A 16,961-nucleotide genomic window follows, 5' to 3' on the forward strand; every position below is an offset into this window, starting at 1 on the left:
GCCCCCAAGATCCGGATGCACCTTGACCTGCGAGCCGAGGGCGCCATCGCCGTGGTCCGCCGGGCTCGTCGCGCGCGTGCTCTGAGCCCCGGGGATGGACAAGGATGGCGGATCCGAGCGCAACAAGTTGTGTGCACTCTGCGAGGTCAAGCCGGCGGGTGGCTGGTGATGTCCTGCACGAATCCGACAGGCTCGACACGCTGCGCGTTTCGAGGGCGGAGTCTCAATTACGTCGAGAAAAGTCTCAGCTGGGTTGAGAAACGACACGGTCGGCCCCCTGGCCCTGTGGAGCGAGTGACGGGAATCGAACCCGCGCTACCAGCTTGGGAAGCTGGAGTTCTACCATTGAACTACACTCGCGCGCCCGCTCAGCGGGACTCGACCACCATAGCGGATTCTCCGCTGGAAGCCAGCCGACAGCCCCCGGTGTGCCGATCTGCCGGAGGCGATCCGAGCCTCCCGTCAGGTGTCCGTGTCTCTTCTGTGAGCCGACCCGCCTGACGGACAGGTGTCGATCGACGTGTGTACCGTCCAGGGAGTCCCAGCGAGCGCACCCGAGGAGGACCCGGATGGTCAGGCACCCCCTCATCGACGACGTCGTCGGTCACGCGATCGTGGTCGACTCCGACTCGCAGGTGGTGTGGTTGACCGAGGCGATGTCCTCACTGCTCGCCCGTGCGTCCGCAGCGGACCGCATGGTGGTCCTGCGGACCGGACGGGAGGCTGCGCTCACCCCCGCCCTCCGGCACGCGCTCGGCGCACACGGCGCCGCTTGGGCGGTCACCGATCCCGACGGCTCGCTGCGCGACGGACGCACCGGCGTCCGCGCTGACCGCATCGAGGACTTCGTCGAGCGCGGGCCGGAACTCGTCGGGCCGCCGTCCGCAACGCACCCCGGCGCGTCGGACTCGGTCCGCCAGATCAGCATCGACCTCACGCTGCGACACCACGAGGAGCGGGCGATCGACATCGGCTCCGCGATCGAGGCGCTGTGTCACACCGTCGGCACCTGCCCCACCCGCTGGGGCACCGCCGAGCCGCTGTCCGGCCCGTGGGACCGCTGGGTCGCCACGCAGTACGCCAAGCACGAGTCACCAGGGATCAGCACGTCGTACGCCGTCGGGGCCGGGTTCTCCGCGACGATGACCGCGCACCTCACCGACGGCGTCGTGATCGAGACGCTGTCCGCCGTCCTCACCGTGCCGGAGCAGGGGTCCGACCCCGACCTGGCGGAGCGGATGCTCGACGCCGTGCACCGTGTGGCCGAGGACGTCGTCCCGGTGTTCGGCGTGGTCATGCAGCGCCGCGGCGACGCCGACCACCTGGTCCGGGCCGTGTCGCACGGCGAGCCGACGCCCCTCGCGGTCGTCGTCGGGCCCGAGGCCACGGAGCTCATCGACCGCGGGGCGGCATGGCCGCCGCCGCACACCTCGACCTCCGTCTTCCGGGCGGGGCCGGTGACCGACGAGCAGGGGCTCATCGTCCGGCTGGAGGACGGCTGGACCGCACTCGAGGCCTTCCTCGACCGGATCGACGAGGACCGGTTCCTGCAGCTCGTCGGCGGCGCACCGCTCGACCCGGCGCACGACGAGGGCACGCTCGACGGGCACGTGGCAGCAGGCGGACGACACGGCGGCATCGGTGCCCCGTGACGTGACCCTGCTCTGCCGGGGCGAGGTGGAGATCCGCGAGGTGGCCGAGGCTCTCCTGTTGCACGACGACGCCTGGGGTGTGCGGGCGCTCGACGACGGGCCGATGATGCAGATCTGCCGCGATCAGGAGCACCCGGTCATCACGGTGCTCGGGGTCCGCCGCGTCGACTCGATCGACGAGGTGGGTCGGATCCTGCCGGACGCGCCACCGCTCGGTACGCCGTTGTGGTGGGTCGACACCGTCACGCCGATCGGGCCGGACGGGGAGTCGGGGATCGCCGCAGCGCTCGAGGCCGCGATCGACCTCGACGCCGTCTGCATCGTGCACGGCGACTGAGCCGCGAGCGGCGCCGCTCAGTCGCGCTCGTTCATGGCGGAGAGCCGCTCGTTGTAGGCCTTGAGCTCGGCGTCGCCGTCGCGCTCGGCCTGGCGGTCGAGCCGCTTCGCGTCGCGGCTGTCCGACCGGACCCAGTTCCGCACCACGAGCAGTGCCACGAAGACCATCGGCAGCTCGGACGCACCCCACGCGATCCCGCCACCGGTGTGCTGGTCGGCGAGGAGCGCGGTGTCGTTGGTCTGCCCGAGCGCGTGGAACCAGTCGATCGCGTAGACGGACTCGGAGGTCATCACCGCGACGCCGAAGAACGCGTGGAACGCCAGGGTCGCGAGCAGGGCGATGATGAGGATCGGGTACTGCGGGCGCTTCGGACCCGGGTCGATGCCGACGAACACCCAGAAGAACAGGTAGCCGCTCAGCACGAAGTGCACGACCATCGCCACGTGCCACTCGTGCGACTGCATCGCGGCCTGGAACGCGCCGGTGAAGTAGAACACCACGAGGGAGCCGGCGAAGATCACCCCGGCCACCGCGGGCTTCGCCATGAACTGCATGTAGCGGGAGTGCACGAAGAGCATGAGCCACTCGCGCGCACCGCGGGAGCCGTCGTTGCGCACCGGCAGCGTGCGGAGGGCGAGCAGCACCGGCCCACCGAGCACGAGGGGCAGCGGCACGAACATCATCAGCAGCATGTGCTGGATCATGTGCGACGAGAAGTGGATCATGCCGTAGACCGCGGGGCCGGCAGAGGTGGTCCAGATGAACACCGCACAGCCGATCAGCCACGCGATGGTGCGCCCGACCGGCCACTTGTCGCCGCGCTTGCGGAGCTTCCGGACGGCGGACAGGTACCACCCGGCGCCGACGACGGCGAGCGCGAGCCACACCCAGTCGATGTGCCACTGCGTCAGGAACGTGTGGAGCGTCTGGGCGGGCGGGTACGGGAAGCCGATGAGCCCGGACCGGGTGTCGTCGCCGGTCTCCGGCGTCTGCGGGATCGGCGGCTGGCTGCGGGACACCGCGACCGAGACGCCGATCGCGATCGCCATGAAGACGATCTCGGCGAGGGCGAACCGGGTGAAGGACCGCCGGTCGAGCGGGGAGCGCAGCAGCGCCGGCACGAGCTTGCGACGCTGCACGACACCGGCGAGCCCGAGCAGCACCAGGATGACGGCCTTGACGGTGATGAGTGCGCCGTACGTCGTCGTGACGAGGTCGAGCGGCCCGGTCAGGCGCAGCGACGCGTTCACGATGCCGGAGAACGCAACGGCGGCGAACGACCAGCCGGCGAGCGTGGAGTACCGCGCGACCATCCGGCCGGTGGCGCCCCTGGTCTTCGTGCGGAGCAGCACCACCGCGACGAGCCCGCCCGCCCAGACGCACACGCCGATCAGGTGGATCGCGAGGGAGTTGACCGCGTTGGCGTGCTCGAGCGACCCCGCGGCGTGCCCGGACAGCGCGAGGGGGAGGAGCGCGAACAGGCCGAACACCGTGGCGACGGCGAGCGTGGTGACCCGGGTGGCGAACGCAGCGAGGACGGTGGCGATGAGGATCGCGGCCGCGGAGACCACGAGCGCCTGCCCGATCTCGACCTGGAACGCGAAGAGCAGGAAGTTCCTGGCGAACACCGGGTTCGTCATCGGGACCCCGAGCGTGTTCGCGCCCGTGAACACGAGACTGACGACGGCCGCCAGGAACCAGAGCGCCCCGGTCGTCGCCGCCCACCGCACGGCACGGTGCTGGACGCTCGACATCGCGCCGTGGTCCTGCTTCTGCGCGGGCAGCGCGAACGCGGCCACGATGAGGAGCCCGATCGTGAGCGCGGCCATGGCGTCGTGCACCACGCGCGCCACCGGCAGTCCGTACTGCACGAGGTCGCCGGCGGACACGAGCTGCTGGCTCGCCGTGAACGCCCCCGTCACGGTCATGCCGAGGATCGAGCAGCCGACGGCGAGGGGGATCGCGACGGCCAGCACGGTGGCGACGGTGGATGTGCGCGCGGTGACGGGCGCCGACTCCGGCGCTGTCCCGTTCGGGTGGGTCTCGGTTGTCGTGGCGGTCATCAACCTGTTCCGGGGACGCTTCCGTCCGCGAGACCGCGGACCCTCCATCGTAGGCGCTGCTGCCTGGACCCCGGCCGTCGGTCGGGTGAGTGGGCGCACCGGTCTGGAGGCGCGGTGTCGGCCCGCCGAGCCGCCACGGTCCGGACGCTGGTCGCGATCTCCGGCGCCGCCACGGTTCAGACGCCGGCCGCGGCTCCCGTTGCGGTCCCGTCGAGGCCGGCCAGCCGGCCCCGGTCGTCGAAGCGGACCGACAGCGTGCCGTCGGACAGCTGCATCGTGTGCCCGTCCCACGGCACACCGCGGAGCGACGCCCAGCTGGCCACGGCGCGTCGGTGGTCACGCACCTCGATGGTGTCGATCCCCTCGCTGAACACCCGCATCATCCGCGGGACGCTCGGGGCGTCGAACAGCAGACCCTCGAGCAGGAGCCAGATCCGGGTGCCGCCGCCGACGTCGGCGCTGTAGCCGAACCACGTGCCGCTCGCCAGGCGCGCCGCGATGGACATGCTCCATCCGAGCTCGTACCCGGCGCGGGGCTCGTCGTCCGCCGGTTCGATGTCGAACGGCACCTCGGCCTGCACGAGCTCCGGGACCCCCATCCGCTCACCCATCGCACGCGTCGCCATGGCCGCGGAGCGCACCTGCTCGGCCTGTTCCCCGGGGTTCGCCCACGCCCACAACCAGCTGCGCGGTCCGGGTGCCGCGGTCCCGACGAACTGCACGGGGAACGTGGCGGGGTTCGCGCCCGAGAAGTGGAACACCCCGGCGGCGAGGTCCACGTCCCAGTGGTCGTGGTCGCCGAAGCGGTCGACCAGGGCCAGCTGCGCTTCGTGCGCGAGGAAGACCCCGTCGTCGATCAGCGCGTCCATGCCCCCAGAGCGTGTCATGCGTCCGACTGTAGCCGTCGCTCCCAGATCCCCTCGCTCCCGACACCGACGAACCCGACGGCCTCGTTGACGTCGAGCATCGGCCGGTTCTCCTCCGCGTTGAACGTCACGATCGACGGGTGCCCCGGGTGGTCACGCTCGACGGTCTCGATCCCGACGACCTTGAGGAGCCAGCCGAGCCGGTGCCCGCGGTGTTCGCGGAGGACGAGCGTGTCCCACTGGAACACCGGCTGGTCGAGCGCATCCGGTACGGCGAGCTGCGTGAAACCCACCAGGGTGGTGCTCGGCACGTGCTCGACGGCGACGGTGAGCATCGTCCGCGGCGAGTCCTCGAGGTGCGCCTCGTGCTCCCGGAGTCGCTCGACGGTCCAGACGTCCTCCGGTTCCTCCATGTCGCCGGACGGGGCGTCGGTGCTCATCCGCGTCTCGAGGTGCGCGATGTCGGCGAGCCACCGCTTGGGCGTGCGGCCGGTCCAGGCGTGCACCCGGTGGTCGGGCCCGGCAGCCGCGGCGGCGCGATCGTGCAGTGCCGTCACGACGCCGCGGTCAGCGGGCAGCGCGAGCCGGCTGATCCGGTTCACCTGCCCGAAGCGCCAGCCGCGGCCGGTCAGGAACCGGACGCCGGCCTCGTCCTCCGGCACGGCGCCGAACCCGGTCGGTGCGGGGACGAAGCCGGGCCCGGACGCCGGGCCGACCTGCCGTGACACCGCGTAGGTCTTCCACTGCGTCCGTCCGGCGGCGCGTGCGATGCCCTCGACGTGGTCGGCGAGCAGGGTGCCCACACCACGCCGACGGTGGTCGGGGTCGACCCCGATCGCGATCCAGCAGTTCGTGGTGCCCTCGGCCGTCTTCGAGGAGTACGACCCTGCCGCGACCACGGTGTCCTCGTCGTCGCGGACCACGAAGAGGCGGCTCGGTGCCTCGGGGTCGTGCTGCAGTGGGAGCTGTTCCTCGGCGGTCCAGGCGAGCTCGGCGAGCCCGTGGACGGCGATCTCGGAGCGGTTCGAGACGTCGACCCAGTCGCGGAACGCCCGCACCGTCGTGGGGGCGTCGTGCATGCTGCTGGGGACGTCGAGTTCGACGACGCGGTACACGGTGGTCCTTCCGCCGCCCGTACGCGGTGCAGGGCAGCCGAGCAGCCTACACGAAGTGCCGTGTCCTGCTCAGTGGAACGAGGGTCTCCCGGTGCGCCTGACTCCCCTCGCAGTCAACCGAAGACGAAGTCCTTGCCGCCGCGGACCCAGAAGGTCGATGACTCGTCGTTGCCGGGTGCGACGACGCTGCGCTGCACCAATCCACCGGGGCCACGAAGTGGACGTGCTTGCATCGTCCACGTGGGCCCCCAGCGCAGCGTCCGAACGCCGTGCCGGCGGAAGGCGCGACGGGACGGCTCCAACGTCACGCCGTCCGGTTCGAGGGTGACGACGCCGAACACCTCAGCGGTGCTGCCGGTCGTGTGATCGTCACGCTGGAGCGCAGGGAAGGTCATGAGCGGCGTGGTGGCGGTGAAGCTCTCCGGGTGCTGTCGGACACGAAGTACCGTGAGCTCGCGCGGCCGGAGCGGCCTGCGGAGGAAGGCAAGGCCGAGATGATGGCTGCTTGACTTCGGCCCGCCTCATGTTTCGCGGCATACGAGCGTTGATCGATCAATCTCTTGGCTCCTTCCCGATCGCGTACAGCTCGCCTCCACAACCTCCCCAGGAACTGCAGCTCGGCCGTCTGTCGTGAGGAGGGCAGCCGCGGGAACAACGGCGACACAGCCCGCGGTCAACAGGCTTCGCGTTCTCGCGTAGCTCCGATCATCGCGGTTGTCGCGTCACGAGCCCCGCGGCTCCGCGCCGTCACCGATCTCGGCGACGCGCGCGAGGTCCACGTGGTTGCGCTCCGCCCACTGTTCGACGTCCGATGGCCTCCGCGCGTAGGGCACCTCCCGGACGTCGATGCCGTGCGCGCGGAGGTCCCGCCTGATCACCCGTCCGAAGCGAGCCAGGCGGACGACCATCGCGACGCTCACCGCGCCTGACGCCACGATGAGTACGGCGAAGACGCCGGTCGGGATGAGGTGCGGCAGTACCAGGATCCACGCCAGCGCCCAGACGAACAGCTGTGCAGCGAACGCCCACAGGAACGACAGTCGTCGCCGGGCGACGTCGGAGGCGTACCGACGGCCGATCAGCGGACGCCAGGTGTCGACGGTGCGAGAACGCAGGCTCATGCGCTGAGTCTCGCGCACTGAACTGCATGATCCCGGCGACGCGCTTCCGCTTCTTCTTGTCCTTCTTCTTGTTCTTGTTCCTCGGTCGTCTTCTCCGCTCCGTAGACGTCGATCCCGAACCCGATCAGCGCAGGCGGGAGTGCAGCGATCCCGACGCCTTCCAGCGCCTCGATCCCGAAGGCGGCTCCGATGACGTCGGCGCCGGCCCCGAGCGTCGCGACACCGTTCAGCAGTGCTCCGGCACAGGCAACGCTGTCATGTGTCGTGGCACAGCCCGTTCCGTCGATGCCCTCGCCGACGACGCTGAGCCCGAGCGCGGTGCCACCGACGGCGAACGATGCAGCTGCCCCGAGGTCGAAGACGAGGCCCACCCCGGTCAGCGCGAGCGCCGTCGCACCGATTCCGACTCCGACCCACGCCCAGGTCTCCGAATCCCAGGTCGTCGGGTTCCACCAGGTCTCGAGCCCGAGCGGGTCCACCGAGTTCACCGGATCGCCACTCGCGTATTGGTATGGCTGGTGCGTGGTCGCCACTGCTGGGTCGACCGAGAGGAATTCGGATGTGGCCGGGTCGTAGTAGCGGGCTTGCAGGTACAGGAACCCGGATTCTGCGTCGACGAGGGCTCCGGCGAACTGGATCGAGGTCGAGTCCTGACCGGTGTGCGCGCTCGTCGCGCCGGCCGGCGTGTAGGCGTAGGAGCCGGCCACGGCTCCCGTTCCGTTGAGGAGCTGCACCGTCGAGCCGTGGGCGTCGTGGAACAGCCAGTCCGACCCGGCGGCCGCGAACTGCTCGATCACCGCGCCCGCTGGTCCGGTGATGTAGTCGTGGACCGCGTCGGTGAGCAGCGTCGGGACCCCACCGCGTGCGTCCCAGGTGTACTGGGTGGTGCCGGCGCTGGTGGCCTTGCTCGCGCGGAGCCCCCGGCCGTCGTAGGTGTACGTCGCGGTCGTGCTCCCGGCGGTGGTCATCGCCGTCAGGTGCCCCGCTGCGTCGTAGCGGAGTCCCTGTGCGGCTCCCGTCGCCGGGGTCGTGCTCGTCCGGTCGCCGTCCGCGTCGTATCCGTACTTCGTCGACCCGGTCGGAGCGCTCGAGCAGTTCGGCGTCGACACAGCGGTCCCGGAGGACCAGCAGAGCCGGCCGGCGGCGTCGAACGCTTGGGTGCCGCCAGCGGTCGCGGTCGGGTCACCGGAGGCGTCGTAGCCGTACGTCGTCGTGGCGCTGGTCTTGGACGTCGCGAGGTACTGGTCGGCGGTGTACGTGTACGTGGTGGCTGCGCCCGGGGCTCCGGTGGACGGGGTCTGGGTGAGGACGTCCCCGACACCGTCGAGGGTGTAGTTGATCGTCCCGAGGGCGGTGCCGGCCCGCGAGACGGCCGTGGCGGTCTCCTGGTCGTCGGCGTTGTACGACATCGAGACCGCGTCCCCGTCGCCCAGTGCTTCGCTGGTCAACGCGCCGTCAGGGTTGTACCCGAACGTCGTCTTCGCACCCGCCGGATCGGTCACCGTCGCGAGCTGGCCCGCCTGGTCGTACGTCCGGGCGACCACCGGCGCAGTCGCGCCGGGGTAGATGACCGTGAGGGTGTTGCCGTCTGCGTCGTAGGTGTAGCCGGACGTCGACCCGACGCCGTTGGTCTGGGATGTGAGCTCGCCGAAGACGTCGTAGGAGGAGGTGGTCGTGCCGGTCCCGTCGGTCATCGTCAACTGCCTGCCGTCGGCGTCGTAGGTGTACGTCGACGGGGCGGTCGAGTCGGAGTACGACGTGCGGGACAGCTGGCCGGCGCCGTCGTAGGAGTCGGTGGTGGTCGTACCGTCCGGCCGTGTGACGCTCGCGAGCGTGCCGGTCGGGTTCCAGGTCTGCGTCGTGGTCTTGCCGTCGGGGTCGGTCATGCTGAGCTGGTCGCCGCGGCTGTCGTACGTGTAGCTCGTGGAGGCCGACTGCGCGTTCGTCGTCTTGGCGATCGTGCCGTCCGCGTTGTAGGTGGTGGTCACGGCGGATCCGGAGGGTCGCGCGGTCTTCGTCGCTCGGTCCGCGGCGTCGAACGTCGTCGTCGTGGTGTGCCCGTTCCCATCGGTGGCGGTGAGTTGATCGCCGTCGGCGTCGAAGGTGGCCTTCGTCGTGTGACCGAGCGGATCGGTCGTCGTCACCATGTTGCCGAACGCGTCGTAGGCGTACGTCGTGCAGCCGGTCGCCGGCGGCGTGCAGGTCGTTGCGGTGCCCGCGGCGACGCCTGACGGCGCCACGGTGCTGATCCTGCGTCCGAGCGGGAGCGACCAGCCGTAGTCGGTGGTGCGCCCCAGCGCGTCGGTGGTGCTCGTCGGGTCACCGTCGGCGTCGTACGTGCGCTTGGAAGCGTTCCCGTCGCCGTCGGTCGTGGTGGTCGCCTCGGACGGGTGGGCTGCGTCGGAGTACGTGGCCGAGGTCTGGCGGGTCGAGACGGGGTTGAGGGTGTCACTCGCCGAATCGGCACTGTGGTCGGTGTTGCTCACCGTCTGCAGGGTCAGCGCTCCCGCGGCGTTGTAGGTCCGCTGCGTCACCAGACCCGAGGGGTCGACCTGCTCGGTGACGTGCCCAGCCGCGTCGTACTGCCAGCTCGTGGTCCGGCCGAGACCGTCCGATGCCGAGACCCGGTCACCAGCGTCGTCGTAGGCGGAGGTCTTCGTCGTGCCGTCGGGGTCGGTCTCGACGGTCACGCCGAGGGTCATCGGGTCGTACTGGTACGTGGTGGTCGCGGCCGCCGCGGTGCCGTACCCCTTCGTCTCCGACGTGAGCAACCCGTTGGTGTAGCTGTCCAGGACCCGGTGTCCCGCCGGGTCGGTGACGAGCGTCTGCCCCGCCGTGATGCCGGTGGCCGAGTCCGGCCCGTACACGAACGTCGTCGTGCCACCGTCCGGGTCCGTCTGACTGGTCACCCTGTCCGAGGAGTCGTAGACGTTGGTCGTCACGGGTGCCGGTGTGCCGGTCTTGCCGTAGTCGGCCGCGGTCCGCTCCGTGAGCATGAGGTGCTTGCTGCTGTAGGTGTACTGAACCCGGTCCTGGTTGCCGAGCGTGCCTCCCGACCTCGTGGTGCCGACCCCGTACACGTCGGTCAGGTCGCCGGCTGCACTGTAGGCGTAGTCGACTTCCTGCCCACCGGAGGTCACCACCTTGCTGATGTGCGTCCCGGTCCATGACACGGTCAGGGTGCGGCCGCCGGGATCGGTGACCGTGCTGAGCTGGCCGTTCGCGCTGTACGCGAGCTTGGTCGCGTACGCGGGGGTAGCGGTCCTGCCGGCGAGGTCTGACTCACTGAGGAGGCGCCCGGTTGTGGTGTCGAAGACGAACTGCTCGTCGCCGCGTCGGGTGTAGACGTACGTCGTGCCGCTCTTGCCGAGGGTCGCGTCGAACCGCGGAGCAGTCGGCGTGTACGTCCCGGAGCTGACCGTGAACGGTACGGCGGAGCCGTCCTCCTGCTGGACGGTGACGTTGCCGGACGCGTCCGTCTTCGCCGTCATCCCGTAGTCGGAGGTCCACCCGTAGCCGAACGCACCGTTGACCGTCGCGGCGGACCCGGCCGGCCCGGCGGAGTCCGCGAGGACCGCGCTGTACTTCCTGTTCAGGTTCAGGGGGACGCCGAGCCCGGGCAGGGTCAGGTCCGTGGCTGCTTCGCCGAAGTAGCCGGTGGAGGTGTCGACGGGGTCACCGGCGGTCCTGCTCCCGCAGCCGCAGTTGACCCACGCGGGGTTGGAGCCGGACGGGGCGTCCCGGATGCCCGGGGGGCCTCCCAACGGCGTGGACGCATCCCCGCCCTCGGGGACGAACGCCACCGCGTCGTAGGCGACGTCGTACCGCTGGGGGGCCTCGTCGGACGCGTTGGTGAGGACGACGTTCCCGCCGTTCTGCATGCCGAACGTCCCGATGGTGGCCCACTGCTCGGAGCCCCAGGCCTGATTCACTCGGATGCGCCACGGCGCGGCGCCGCCGCCGGGGTTCACGGTGTAGACGACGTCGCCGGCCGTCGCGCCGCTGGCAGGGAGGTGGATCTTGACCTTGTAGTACTGCCGACTCGGCAGGTTCGGGGTCCACGTGCCCGTGTTGATCACACTGGTCGACGACGCGGGTTCCGTGTGGGTGAACAGGACATGGCCGCCGAAGCCGGAACCGAGCTGGTGCGTGTCGATGTCCCCGACGGGATCGCCCGAGGAGTTCGTGCCGGGGCTGAACGCGAAGCTGCCACCGTTGCTCCAGTTCATGCCCGCGCAGCCCTGGTCGTCGTCGGCCGGGTCAGCGAGGTCGTCGACGATGATCGATCCCGGCGGCACGACCGAGCCGTCCTGGTTGCAGGTGGGCTGGTACTTGGCGCTGTACGTCGGCTCGGACGAACCGGCTCCGTACTCATAGGACGAGGTCGCGCACGTCGTCGAGCAGGACGCCACCCAGGTGACGGGCTTGTGCCACCAGCATTCCGAGTCCGACAGCGAGCAGTACTGCTTCGCGGAGTCACTGGGATTGCAGTCGTCGGAAGAGTCGCAGAACGCTGACACGGGCGGGATCTGCAACCAGCTCGATCCGCCGTTGTACGTCGGCGTGTTGTAGCCGTAGTAGCCGTATCGGAGGATCGGCGACGCCATCCACCCCATGATGCGTTCTTGGTACGGCCAGCTCGACGGATGCGCCGCGTCGGCGTACGTCGATTGCAGATACGGCTTTCGTGCGGGGTCGTAGTCCGGGTTCTGCGGGTTGTTGGACCAGCCGACGCCCCACGTGCCGTCCGGCCCGGTGCAGGATGCGGAGGGGGTGCAGCCCGACGTGTTGCCGAACGCGGCGTTCGGTTGGATGCCGGTGTTGTACGCCCAGGCTGCGAAGTACCAGTTCTCCAGGTACTTCGGGTCGCCGCCGTTCGCGGTCACGCCGTCGGCGTAGAGGCTGTTCCAGGTCTTCTCGAGGATCTGCAGTCCCGCGGCGATGTTCTCCTGGTAGTCCACGGCGATCTTCATCTCGCCGTGGGTGGAGATGCTGGTGTCGGACGCAGCCATCCCCGTGGTGACCTGCGCAACGCCGTACCCGCAGTCGGCGTTCGGGTAGTCGATGGTGCTGATGCTGTCGACGACGCCGTAGTAGTCCGCGATGAGGGGGTCACCGGCGATGCCCGGCAGCGCATGCCAGGACGCCTGGTTGAAGTTCGATTCCTGCGCCTCGATCGCGAGCATCACCGACCTGGGAACGGTCGTCTGCGAGCTGCCGGCCGGGTGTGACAAGGCGACCGGCGGGAAGTCGGACGACGGGGCGTACGAGACCAAGCCCATGTTGGCGAAGTTCGCCGGCCGGGCGTACGCGCTCCCGGTGAGCAGGCCCTGCTCGTCCATCTGTGTCGCCCAGCTGACCTGCGCGTTCGAGGGCTGCATGGCCTCGAGGTTCGGTTGCAGCCGGGGGATGGAGCACTTCGGCGTCGTCGCATCGGCCGACAGCGCTGGGTTCACGAAGACCGCGGACCGGGTCGCGACAGCGGCCTGGACGCTCGTCGTCGCTGGTCCCGTCCGCGTGTATCCCGACGTCGTGGTCTGCCTCGCGCCGCGCTCATCCGGTGCGGGCTGGGCGTCGAGGGGCTTGCGGTCTGCACCGGCCTGCGTCGGTGCACCGGTCTTCGAGTTCGACGTCGCCGTTGAGCCAGCCGTCGGCCTGGATGACTCGCCTGTTGCCGTCGGGGCGGCTGCACCGGCAGCGGTGTAGGCCTTGTGCGTGCTCTCGGACTCGACGACGGGGAGCGACGCTTGTGCAGCTGCTTCGGTCTGCGTCGAGGGGGCCACGTCCGCCGTCGGGTTGCCGGCGTTCCGGGCTGCACCGAAGGCCGCGTGTCCGTCGAGCGACATGGTCTGCGCACCGAGTGGCAGCGCTGCGTTGTCGAGTTGGGTGAGCCCTGTCACCGACACCTGCGCACCGACGACGTTGTTGTGACCGTTGGCGCCGGCGAACAGTGCCACCCCTGACGCTGGTCCGCTGCCCACCGTGTGCACGGTGGATCCGTTGAGCTGCTGGACCGTGGCGGTCCCGGTCTGCCCGCTGTCGGCGAGGAAGTCCACACCGCCGCCGGCTGAGGGGCGGAGGTCGTAGGCAGCTCCAGCGGCCGTCGCGATGTTCTCGGCTCGCTCGGGGTGGGACGGCGAGCCCCCGGTCGGGATGGACACGATCGACGTGCCCTGGGCTCCGATGAGACCGGCAGACGCGGGCACCACGGATGTGACCTGTCCCGTGAGGATCGAGTCCTGGGTGCGCTGACCCGTGGTGAGGTCGAACGCCAGGGCTTCGGTGGACGACTCGTCACTTCCGAGGTTGGCGGTGAAGGCTGCGGTGTCCCCGAGCCCACATCCCGGCGAGTGGTACTTCAAGCCGACGCCCGATGCGAGCGGGGTGACCTTCCCTGATGCGATGTCGACGCTGTAGGCGTACGCGCCGCGGTCTCGGCTGACGTTGTCGTTGATCGCATCGCCGGGGAGGACGGCAACCGCGATGAACTTCCCGTCGTCGGTGACGCACTGGTAGCCGTACCACGTCGACGGATCGAGTTCGGCCGGTCGGAGCACAGCGACGTCCCGCCACCCGAAACCCCCGGCGCCGGACGCAATCCGGAGGTGGTACCCGTCCGCAGCACCGATGCCGTTCACCGCGACATCGGTGGCGGCGTCGGCGGCGTGTGGGAAGTCGGCAGCGTCCGCAGTGCGTGTCGGGGTGGCGCCTGTCTCTGCAGCCGCGGAGGGCACCACGCTCGTCTGCACGGAGACGGCGGTCAGACCCACGATGGCCAGCACGGTCATCACACGCCCGACTGCAGCGCGGAAGTGCATTCCACCAGCAACTGAACGACGCACCGGCGCCGAGAGAACAGAGGCCACGCTACCCCCAACGAGTACAGGCCGAAAGGAAGACGGCGCTGATGCTGGACGTTAGGGATCAATTGCCGGACCGGCAACCTCCAATGTGGACCGGCAATCTGAACAACAGCGCAGCATCAACTGAAATGCCTGATCAGAAAACAGCTCACGGGCTCGTGAGAAAACGCTCACGATGGAACACCAGGAAGAAAACAGCTCGTTGGCACGCAATGCAGCTCTTGTCCGCCGAAATGCGGACACAGAGTCGCCGACGGCCGCCGTCATCATGCCTTCGGGATCGTCGTCGACGCATCGGCTGTCGGGGGGAGAAGTCCACACGGACGGTGGTCCGAAGCACATCCGCGGGAGGACGGCCGACCCGACGACTGCTCCGCGGTACTCGCCGCAACCGGTGCGGAGGCACGCGCCCGCTAGGATCCCTTCCGTGCTGCTCTCCGACCGCGACATCACCGCCCAGCTCGCCGACGGCCGGATCGGCCTCGATCCGCACGACCCCGCGCTCGTGCAGCCGTCGAGCATCGACGTCCGGCTCGACAAGTACTTCCGGCTGTTCGACAACCACAAGTACCCGCACATCGACCCCGCGGTCGACCAGCCCGACCTCACGCGCCTCGTCGAGACCGACCCGGACGAGGCGTTCGTGCTGCACCCGGGGGAGTTCGTCCTCGGTTCGACCTACGAGGTCGTCACCCTGCCGGACGACATCGCCGCCCGGCTCGAGGGCAAGAGCTCGCTCGGGCGGCTCGGGCTCCTGACACACTCCACCGCCGGGTTCATCGACCCCGGGTTCTCCGGGCACGTCACCCTCGAGCTCTCGAACGTCGCGACGCTGCCGATCAAGCTGTGGCCCGGCATGAAGATCGGGCAGCTCTGCTTCTTCCAGCTCTCCAGCCCCGCGGACAAGCCGTACGGCTCGGCGGAGTACCAGTCGCGGTACCAGGGACAGCGGGGCCCGACGCCGTCGCGGTCGGCCCTGAACTTCCACCGGACGGACGTCTCCGTCCGCGACTGACGCCACCCGCATGAGAATCTTCGTCGCACACGCGGCGAAATTCTGCATTCTGTGTATCGTGGCGGCATGTCTGGAGTCCTGCCACGATCGGCACCGACCATCTGTGCGGCTGACCTCATCCGCGATGCTCGGTTGCGCGCCGAGCTGACCCAGGTCCAGCTCGCGAAGCGCGCCGGGGTCACGCAGAGCGTCATCAGCACCTACGAGAACGGGCGCCGCGAGCCGTCCCTCGCGGCGCTGCAACGACTCCTGCTCGCCGCCGGGTTCCTCACCGTCATCGACCTGGAACCCCTCGCCGACCCGCCGCCGCTCCGCGAGCGCGTCGCAGCGGTCCGCAGCGAGCTGCTGGACGCGATCACGCGCTTCGGCGGAGCGAACCCACGGGTGTTCGGCAGCGTCGCCCGTGGTGACGACGGTCCGGACAGTGACGTCGACCTGATGGTCGACCTCCGCCCCGGGCACGGGATATTCGCGCTGATGCGCATCCAGGACGTCGCGGAGCAACTGCTCGGCGTGCGGGTGGACGTCGTCGACGCAGCCGGCATGAGCGATGCCGTCGTTCGCGAGGCGGTCCCGCTGTGAACCGCCCGGTCAGCGAACGGCTCGACGACGTGATCCGGGCGTGCGGCGTCATCGACCGCTACGTCTCCGAGCCTGGTCTGCCAGAGGACCTCGTCTACGACGCGGTCCGGATGCGGTTGGTCGAGATCGGCGAGGCGGTCCGCATGCTGCCGGTGTCGGTCACGAGCGCAGAACCGGGGATCCCGTGGTCACGGGTCTCCCTGCTCGGCGAGCGGCTCACGCGGCGCTACTTCGACACCACCCCGGCCATCGTGCTGGGGACGGCCCGGGTCGACGTGCCGACGCTCTGCGAGGCGGTCCGCCGGCTTCGGGCACGGCACGGCTGACGCGGCGTCCGCGGTGAGCGGAGCCGGACGGGAGGCTCGGGGCGAGCGGGCACCGAGCCTCCCGTCCGGCACCGGGTCGGCTCTGGAACGGGACTGGGCCCCGTCCGCGATGCGGACGGGGCCCAGGTGGGTGCGGGCTCCCGGACGTCGCTCGTCGAGCTCGGTCAGGGGCAGCCGGCGTCGACCTCCGGTCCGTCCGAGCCGCGGTCGACCTCGCACAGGAGCTTCCAGGTGAACGGGCCCACGACGCCGTCCGCGTTCGGATAGCCGGACAGCTCAGACTGCAACTGGTAGACGTCGTCCTCGGTGTTGATCCCGTAGACCCCGTCGACGGTCAGTGGACGAGCCGGCCCGTAGTCATCGATGTTCAGGATCTCCTGGATGTCCTTGACGCAGTCGCCTCTCGAGCCGTTGCGATAGACCTTTCCGTAACAGTACGAAAGTGCGTCCGCTCGGTCCGAGGTCGTCGGCACGACGGCCATCCCGGCGCCGAGCAGCAGCGCACCAGCGAGGACCGCGCCGACTCCCCGGCGTCGAATCATCTGACCGGACATCCGGCATCCACCTCCGGCCCGTCGGTGCCGTCGTCGACCTTGCAGAGGTACTTCCACGTCTGTGGGCCGACGATTCCGTCAGCAGTCAGGCCGACGAACTGGCCGTCCTGGAAGTTGGCCACGTCGTTCTTGGTCTGGGCGCCGTAGACGCCATCGACAGTGAGGTGATAGGGGCCCATGCCGTAGATGTCGAGCAGACTCTGGATGTCCTCGACGCAGTTCTTCGTGGAACTGTGGCCCGGACCGAACGTCTGTCCGTAGCACCTCGTCGCTGCGCTTGCCGAGTCGCCCTGGCTCGTGATGACGGCGGGCGAGAGTCCCAGACCGACTGCGGCGAGGGCGGAGAATGCGTAGAGCAGGGTTCTTCTCTTCATTGATGTGGTTCCCCTCGTGGCCCAGGGGAATCGACCCCTGACCTGTTTGTCCAGAGGCTAGTACTGCATTTTCCGGTTGCCAATGCTCGCCGA

At 69.6% G+C, this 16,961-nt stretch carries 13 protein-coding genes and 1 tRNA gene; 5 read left to right on the forward strand and 9 right to left on the reverse strand.

All coding sequences use genetic code 11. The features are described 5' to 3' along the window. Positions 1-286: 286 nt before the first annotated feature. Positions 287-360: transfer RNA gene (locus FS641_RS06760), tRNA-Gly, on the reverse strand. Between the two features lie 209 nt (positions 361-569). On the opposite strand from FS641_RS06760, the gene FS641_RS06765 reads away from it, so the two are divergent. Both FS641_RS06765 and FS641_RS06770 read left to right on the forward strand, forming a co-directional pair. Beyond that, entirely contained in the window at positions 570-1,652 is a 1,083-nt protein-coding gene (locus FS641_RS06765) for a DUF6177 family protein (RefSeq protein WP_144761837.1), read from the forward strand. Beyond that, positions 1,642-1,989, forward strand: a complete 348-nt coding sequence (locus FS641_RS06770) for a hypothetical protein (RefSeq protein ID WP_144761840.1) — start codon at positions 1,642-1,644, stop codon at positions 1,987-1,989. The genes FS641_RS06765 and FS641_RS06770 overlap by 11 nt, the downstream gene beginning before the upstream one ends. Before the next feature lie 17 nt (positions 1,990-2,006). Here FS641_RS06770 and FS641_RS06775 read toward each other — a convergent pair whose 3' ends face one another. From FS641_RS06775 to FS641_RS06800, 6 genes are all read right to left on the reverse strand, one after another. Next, on the reverse strand, positions 2,007-4,052 hold the full coding sequence (locus FS641_RS06775) for a cytochrome c oxidase assembly protein (RefSeq protein ID WP_144761842.1): 2,046 nt from the start codon (positions 4,050-4,052) through the stop codon (positions 2,007-2,009). 176 nt (positions 4,053-4,228) lie between these two features. Next, on the reverse strand, positions 4,229-4,939 hold the full coding sequence (locus FS641_RS06780; protein WP_144761845.1) for a DUF6882 domain-containing protein: 711 nt from the start codon (positions 4,937-4,939) through the stop codon (positions 4,229-4,231). Beyond that, positions 4,936-6,033, reverse strand: a complete 1,098-nt coding sequence (locus FS641_RS06785; protein ID WP_144761848.1) for a GNAT family N-acetyltransferase — start codon at positions 6,031-6,033, stop codon at positions 4,936-4,938. The genes FS641_RS06780 and FS641_RS06785 overlap by 4 nt, the downstream gene beginning before the upstream one ends. 113 nt (positions 6,034-6,146) lie before the next feature. Then, positions 6,147-6,428 (reverse strand): hypothetical protein, encoded by a 282-nt coding sequence (locus tag FS641_RS06790; RefSeq protein WP_144761851.1) that lies wholly within the window; start codon positions 6,426-6,428, stop codon positions 6,147-6,149. A 327-nt stretch (positions 6,429-6,755) separates the two neighbouring features. Then, positions 6,756-7,154 carry a hypothetical protein gene (locus tag FS641_RS06795; protein ID WP_144761853.1) on the reverse strand — a complete coding sequence of 133 codons (399 nt, stop codon included), beginning with the start codon at positions 7,152-7,154 and terminating at the stop codon, positions 6,756-6,758. Continuing rightward, positions 7,151-13,942 carry an RHS repeat-associated core domain-containing protein gene (locus FS641_RS06800; RefSeq protein WP_186317618.1) on the reverse strand — a complete coding sequence of 2,264 codons (6,792 nt, stop codon included), beginning with the start codon at positions 13,940-13,942 and terminating at the stop codon, positions 7,151-7,153. The genes FS641_RS06795 and FS641_RS06800 overlap by 4 nt, the downstream gene beginning before the upstream one ends. 502 nt (positions 13,943-14,444) lie before the next feature. On the opposite strand from FS641_RS06800, the gene dcd reads away from it, so the two are divergent. The 3 genes from dcd (at position 14,445) to FS641_RS06815 (ending at position 15,940) form a co-directional block, all read left to right on the forward strand. Further along, positions 14,445-15,032, forward strand: coding sequence for a dCTP deaminase (gene dcd, locus FS641_RS06805; RefSeq protein ID WP_144761859.1), 588 nt, complete (start codon positions 14,445-14,447; stop codon positions 15,030-15,032). Between the two features lie 66 nt (positions 15,033-15,098). Beyond that, positions 15,099-15,614 carry a helix-turn-helix domain-containing protein gene (locus FS641_RS06810; RefSeq protein WP_144761862.1) on the forward strand — a complete coding sequence of 172 codons (516 nt, stop codon included), beginning with the start codon at positions 15,099-15,101 and terminating at the stop codon, positions 15,612-15,614. Further along, on the forward strand, positions 15,611-15,940 hold the full coding sequence (locus FS641_RS06815; protein WP_144761865.1) for a DUF86 domain-containing protein: 330 nt from the start codon (positions 15,611-15,613) through the stop codon (positions 15,938-15,940). Before FS641_RS06810 ends, FS641_RS06815 begins: the two co-directional genes overlap by 4 nt. Positions 15,941-16,104: 164 nt before the next feature. On the opposite strand, the gene FS641_RS06820 is transcribed toward FS641_RS06815, so the two are convergent. Both FS641_RS06820 and FS641_RS06825 read right to left on the reverse strand, forming a co-directional pair. Beyond that, positions 16,105-16,422: a peptidoglycan-binding protein gene (locus tag FS641_RS06820; protein WP_222122058.1), complete on the reverse strand. Its 318-nt coding sequence runs from the start codon at positions 16,420-16,422 to the stop codon at positions 16,105-16,107. 56 nt (positions 16,423-16,478) lie between these two features. Beyond that, positions 16,479-16,868 carry a peptidoglycan-binding protein gene (locus tag FS641_RS06825; protein WP_144761871.1) on the reverse strand — a complete coding sequence of 130 codons (390 nt, stop codon included), beginning with the start codon at positions 16,866-16,868 and terminating at the stop codon, positions 16,479-16,481. Positions 16,869-16,961: the final 93 nt, after the last annotated feature.

It is taken from the genome of Curtobacterium sp. 9128 (assembly GCF_007673775.1).
Taxonomy (GTDB): Bacteria; Actinomycetota; Actinomycetes; order Actinomycetales; family Microbacteriaceae; genus Curtobacterium.

Bases quoted from the DNA above. Each gene is read 5' to 3' on its own strand.
- FS641_RS06820 (WP_222122058.1), bottom strand. From the start codon at position 16,422: ATGGCCGTCGTGCCGACGACCTCGGACCGAGCGGACGCACTTTCGTAC.
- FS641_RS06825 (WP_144761871.1), bottom strand. From the start codon at position 16,868: ATGAAGAGAAGAACCCTGCTCTACGCATTCTCCGCCCTCGCCGCAGTC.
- FS641_RS06775 (WP_144761842.1), bottom strand. From the start codon at position 4,052: ATGACCGCCACGACAACCGAGACCCACCCGAACGGGACAGCGCCGGAG.
- FS641_RS06780 (WP_144761845.1), bottom strand. From the start codon at position 4,939: ATGACACGCTCTGGGGGCATGGACGCGCTGATCGACGACGGGGTCTTC.
- FS641_RS06795 (WP_144761853.1), bottom strand. From the start codon at position 7,154: ATGAGCCTGCGTTCTCGCACCGTCGACACCTGGCGTCCGCTGATCGGC.
- FS641_RS06810 (WP_144761862.1), top strand. From the start codon at position 15,099: ATGTCTGGAGTCCTGCCACGATCGGCACCGACCATCTGTGCGGCTGAC.
- FS641_RS06790 (WP_144761851.1), bottom strand. From the start codon at position 6,428: ATGACCTTCCCTGCGCTCCAGCGTGACGATCACACGACCGGCAGCACC.
- FS641_RS06800 (WP_186317618.1), bottom strand. From the start codon at position 13,942: ATGACCGTGCTGGCCATCGTGGGTCTGACCGCCGTCTCCGTGCAGACG.
- FS641_RS06765 (WP_144761837.1), top strand. From the start codon at position 570: ATGGTCAGGCACCCCCTCATCGACGACGTCGTCGGTCACGCGATCGTG.